This window comes from Amycolatopsis sp. (assembly GCF_036008905.1).
GTDB lineage: Bacteria > Actinomycetota > Actinomycetes > Mycobacteriales > Pseudonocardiaceae > Amycolatopsis.
In genome coordinates this window covers 1-4,597 of sequence record NZ_DASYMU010000057.1, presented here as the reverse complement: position 1 = coordinate 4,597, position 4,597 = coordinate 1, and the positions used below count along the sequence as shown (strand labels likewise).

Annotated in this window: 6 protein-coding genes; 3 read left to right on the top strand and 3 right to left on the bottom strand. The window is 67.0% G+C overall.

Annotated features, from left to right (window positions below):
• Positions 1-788, bottom strand: a 788-nt coding sequence (locus tag VGP60_RS11420; protein WP_327547915.1) for a class I SAM-dependent methyltransferase, incomplete at its 3' end; no start/stop codon positions are given.
• A 64-nt stretch (positions 789-852) separates the two neighbouring features.
• On the opposite strand from VGP60_RS11420, the gene VGP60_RS11415 reads away from it, so the two are divergent.
• The 3 genes from VGP60_RS11415 (at position 853) to VGP60_RS41900 (ending at position 2,104) form a co-directional block, all read left to right on the top strand.
• Positions 853-1,494, top strand: a complete 642-nt coding sequence (locus tag VGP60_RS11415) for a helix-turn-helix domain-containing protein (protein WP_327547914.1) — start codon at positions 853-855, stop codon at positions 1,492-1,494.
• 155 nt (positions 1,495-1,649) lie between these two features.
• A complete protein-coding gene (locus VGP60_RS11410) occupies positions 1,650-1,895 on the top strand; it encodes a YunG family protein (RefSeq protein WP_327547913.1) in 246 nt (81 codons plus the stop codon).
• On the top strand, positions 1,868-2,104 hold the full coding sequence (locus VGP60_RS41900) for a YunG family protein (protein ID WP_422653002.1): 237 nt from the start codon (positions 1,868-1,870) through the stop codon (positions 2,102-2,104). Before VGP60_RS11410 ends, VGP60_RS41900 begins: the two co-directional genes overlap by 28 nt.
• On the opposite strand, the gene VGP60_RS11405 is transcribed toward VGP60_RS41900, so the two are convergent.
• Both VGP60_RS11405 and VGP60_RS11400 read right to left on the bottom strand, forming a co-directional pair.
• Positions 2,094-2,591: a DinB family protein gene (locus tag VGP60_RS11405; RefSeq protein WP_327547912.1), complete on the bottom strand. Its 498-nt coding sequence runs from the start codon at positions 2,589-2,591 to the stop codon at positions 2,094-2,096. The two genes, VGP60_RS41900 and VGP60_RS11405, sit on opposite strands and share 11 nt — an antisense overlap.
• Before the next feature lie 149 nt (positions 2,592-2,740).
• Positions 2,741-4,027, bottom strand: coding sequence for an IS110 family transposase (locus tag VGP60_RS11400; protein ID WP_327547911.1), 1,287 nt, complete (start codon positions 4,025-4,027; stop codon positions 2,741-2,743).
• Positions 4,028-4,597 lie beyond the last annotated feature (570 nt).

The following is a 4,597-nucleotide window of genomic DNA, read 5'->3' as shown; positions in this document are numbered from 1 at the left end:
GAGACTCCCACCGGGGTCTGGAACTCGCGCAGGGCCGACCGTACCTCGTCCCGGACCCGCGCCACGGCGGCCTCGTCCACGCCGGAGAGGTTGAAGGCGACCGGCCCGGTGGAGAAGTAGAACGACACCGCGTCGTCGGCGTCCCGTCCCCAGATGCAGGGCACCTCGACCCTGGCTATCGACACGTGCGTGAATCCCGCGTCGGCGAGTACTGCCTCGATCCGCGTCGGATCGGTGAGCGAGCCCATCCCCCGCGCCGCGGGCGATGGACCGCGCATCAGCGGGGCGAGCGCGGCGAATGCCCGGGCGTGTTCGGGGGCCGAGTCGCCGGGGCCGGCGAAGGCGAGCCTGCCGCCCGGCCGCAGGGCCCGGCCGATGTTGGTGAAGGCGGCGACGGGGTCGTTGAAGAACATCACCCCGCCCCGGCTGACGGCCAGGTCGAAGGTGGCGGCCGGGAACGGGTACACCTGCGCGTCGCCCTGTTCGAAGCTCACGTTCGTGATGCCTTCCTCGGCGGCCGCGGCCCGCGCCCGGGCCAGCATCGGCGCCGAGATGTCGACGCCGAGGACCTGGCCACCGCTTGCGCGGCGGGCGGCCAGCCGGGTGAAGTAACCGGCGCCGCACCCGATGTCCAGCACGCGATCCCGTTCGCCGATTCCGGCCGCTGCAAGCAGCGGTTCGTTGATCCCTTGCGCCATCGTGTCGTAGCGGTCGGCGTTCTCCGCCCAGTGGACGCCCTCGTGGCCGTTCCACGCCTCGGCCTGCTGGGTGTTCGCGATCGTCTGCATTGGCCCCTCCGTTTCATTCCTAGAGTAGAACTCTAGTGTCCAACTCTAGAGATAAGCTACAGGGATGACTCAGGTCAAGGGCAAGCGCGCTGGGAAGGCCAGACAGACCCGGCGGAAGATCCTGGAGGCCGCACAGGAGCTGTTCCTGGAACGCGGGTACGGTGCCACCACACTCCAGGACATCGCGGACCGGGCCGGATATGCGGTCCAGACCATCTACTTCGCGTTCGGCAACAAACGGACCGTGCTGAAGGAGCTGGGCGACTACACCATCGCCGGCGACGACGAGCCGGTGCCGACGATGGAGCGCGCCTGGTTCCGCGCGGCCGTCGAGGCGGAAACGGCCGGCGAGCTACTCCGGCACACGGTGCGCGGGGCACGGAGCACCCTGGAACGAGTCGCTCCGCTCGCCGAGGTGATGCGTACCGCCGCGACGATCGAGCCGGAGATCTCCGATCTTTGGAACCACCAGGGCGTCGACCCACGGCTCACGGTCTACGCGACCGCCGCACGGGCACTCGTGGCGAAGCCGGACGCCCGGGTGGGGCTCTCCGCCGAGCAGGCCGCCGACGTACTGTTCGCCCTGCTCAGCCCCGAGCTCTACCTGCTGCTAGTACGGGACCGGAGTTGGTCGCCCGAGCGATGGGAAGAGTGGGCGCAAGAACTCCTGCGCGCCCAGCTCCTGGCCGACCCGGCGTCACGGTGACCGGGTCGGCATCGACCTACCGCAGCGCGGACGACTCCGGCGGTTGGCCAGTCTCGTCGTCCATGGCGACCGAAGACATAGCGTGCGGTCAGCAGGGTGTCGAGGTCAGATGTCACGCAGACGGTTCCTGTCGGCGGGCGCTGGCATCGTGTCGCATGCAGACGTGGGCTCTTGTCGACCTTGAATGTGCGATCCGGGACGCCCGGGGCGTGGACACCTGTGATCCGGTCGACCTGGCCGACTGGCGTGCCGACAATCCGGCACGCGGCCAGTGCGGCGTGACGGCGTTGGTCCTGCACGATCTACTCGGCGGCGACCTCCTTCTTGGTGAGGTCTACGCCGGCGAGACGCGCACCGGCACTGGTGGAACCCCTTGCCTGGCGGACTCGACGTCGATCTGACCCACGAGCAGTTCTCGTCGGAGGAACTCATCAGTGATGCCCGGATCATCGATCGCCCTGCCGGACCGCCCCGCCGCTGCCGGGAACAGTACGACCTGTTACGGGCTAGAGTCCTCGCCAGACTTGGTCTGCCGAACCAGCCCGTGGAACGCGTGGACACCGAAGGCACGGAGAGCGGCATGTACGGATGCCGGCGCGCTACTCGTTGATCAGCTGCTCGCGAAGGATGTCCGCGTGCCCGCAGTGCTGAGCGAGTTCGCGCAGCATGTGGAGGTATACCCAGCGCAGCGGCAGCGGGCCGCGTCGGTTGCCGTGGACCACGTCGTCCAGCCCCAGCGATGACGTCGCGCGGCGTGATTCTTGGCATGCTTCGCGGTGTGCTCGCTGGACGGTGGCGATGGTGTCGTCGTCATCGAGGATGAACGACTCGTCTGGCGTCGCGGGGATGCCGATTTCGGCGCGCGACCGGCACGTGACGGCTTCGTCAAACCAGACCTTCTCGACGAAGGTCGCGTGCTTCACCAGGCCCAGCAGCGTGGTCTGAGAGGGCACCAACCTTCGGCGCGCCTGCTCCTGCGTCAGCCCGTCCAAGCAGCCATGGAGTGCGCCGCGGTGCTCGTCGAGGAACGCCTCGAACTGGGCCCGGGCTGGCTGATTGATGACGTCTTCGGCGAACGTCGCCGGCAGGGAAGGCATGTGCGAAGCATTCCAAGACCGTCGCCCAAGAGCAACTAGCGCACATCGGCTGACTCGAAAATAGGACGGTGAGTGGGCAGGCGGCAGCACCCGGCGGAGCGTCAGCGGAGCCGGGTCGGTTGTGAGGCCGGGACTGGGTGAGCGTCGGATCAGGCGGCGGTGGTTAGCTCGGGTCTGGGTTGGAGGGTGACTTTCTGGCCGGTGAGATGTTCAAGTTGGCGGACGAGATCGCGTTGTCGGCGTTGCTTGCTGATTCTCGCGTCGTGGTAGTCGGATCCGAGGTCGTGGTAGCGGGCGTCGGGGTCGGACAGCAGATGCCAGATGATCGTGAGTACGGAGTTGCCGACGGCCACGATGGCGCGTTTCTTGCCGCGGCGTCTGACCAGGCGGCGGTAGCGTTCGCCGAGGAACGTGTCGGTGCGGGCCAGGGCGGCGACGACCTCGCCGATGGTGGCGGCCAGCCATGGGTTGCCCTTGCCGGTGCTGCTGGCCTTGCTCTTACCGGCCGACTGCCGGTCGATAGGGGCGAACTTCGCCCAGGACACCAGGTGCGCGGCGGTGGGGAAGGCGGACATGCTCACCCCGATCTCGGCGATGATCTCCTGCGCGGAACGTGTCCCGACACCGGTGATGTCATCGAGTTGGCGCACCGCTTGAGCGAAAGGGGCGATCAGCTGTTCGATCCTGGTGTCGAGCTGCGCGATGTCAGCGGCCAACGCGTCGATGCGGCGTAGCATCGCCGCGCACATGAAGGCATGGTGGTCATCGAAGTGACCGGTCAGCGCCTCCCGGAGTTGGGGAATCTTGCGACGCATCACCCCGTGGGCCATCTCGGCCAAGACGCTCGGGTCGCGTTGCCCGTCGATCATCGCCTGCAGCATCTGCCGGCCGGAGACGCCGTGCAGGTTGCTGATGACCGAGTCCAGCTTGATCTGCGCGTCTTCGAGGATCTTTTCCAGCCGCTGCTTCTCCCGCGACTGCTCGCGCACCAGGCTGCGCCGGTAACGGGTGACATCGCGCAGCTGGCGGATCGGCTTGGGGTGTACCAAACTCGGCCGGCACATGCCACGCTCGACGACCTTGGCCAGCCACACGGCGTCGAGCTTGTCGGTCTTGGGACGGCCGGGGACGTTCTTGACGTGTTTGGCGTTGAGTAGCCAGCACTCGAAGCCTTCGGCTTCGAGCAGGTAGAACACCGGCTTCCAATAGTCGGAGGTGGCCTCCATGGCCACCAACTCGATCTGCTGGCGGTGTAACCAGTCCGCCAGCCCCAGCAACGACGACGTCATCGTGGCGTACTCGCGCACCTCCTGCGCCCGCCTGCCGGGCTTGCTGACGTGCGGCACCCGCACGCATGCCACCAACTCGGCCTTACCGATGTCGACGGCACACACCCGCTCGACCAGCCCTACCGGCTCTTCAGTGATCTCCTCCATCGGCTCGCCTTCGGCTCGCAGAAACCTAGGACGGCCGCCCGCAGGAACGATACGGGGCTAGGACAGAGGCGGACTCGCGTGCTCGAAGCGACAAGGCAGGGCCCCAAGATCACATTCCCAGCGTCAGACTACTTGACGGCCTCCAGGCACCAAGCAGCAACGACGTCGGCGGGCGACCACCCCGATTTTCACGCACGGCAGGGCGTCACGGAAGGGACATCGGGGACTACTTATCTACTGGTGTTACGACCGCAGCCCGGCCAGGCTTGGTCGAGGTGACCGGCGGGATCGTGACGATGCCTGCGAGCTGGTCTGGGACGAGGAAAGCGGAGAAGATCTGAAATTCTTGGCGCCTACTTCACCGAGCAGAAGGCCCAGGAGTGCCTTATCCGCGCACGCGCACTGCCCGGCTTCCGCGAAGAGCCAGACTGCTTCCTCATCGACCACTACACGCTCGACGAGGACCGATGGCTTCATCACCGTGCCGCGCGACAAGTGAGAACGTCCCCACAACCGGGGCGTGCACGTTGTCTGCGGCCTGAGCGGACAGTGCGTCGTCGGGGATGGTCG

Coding starts and splice junctions, on each gene's coding strand:
- VGP60_RS11415 (WP_327547914.1), top strand. CDS start 853: ATGACTCAGGTCAAGGGCAAGCGCGCTGGGAAGGCCAGACAGACCCGG.
- VGP60_RS11410 (WP_327547913.1), top strand. CDS start 1,650: ATGCAGACGTGGGCTCTTGTCGACCTTGAATGTGCGATCCGGGACGCC.
- VGP60_RS11405 (WP_327547912.1), bottom strand. CDS start 2,591: ATGCCTTCCCTGCCGGCGACGTTCGCCGAAGACGTCATCAATCAGCCA.
- VGP60_RS11400 (WP_327547911.1), bottom strand. CDS start 4,027: ATGGAGGAGATCACTGAAGAGCCGGTAGGGCTGGTCGAGCGGGTGTGT.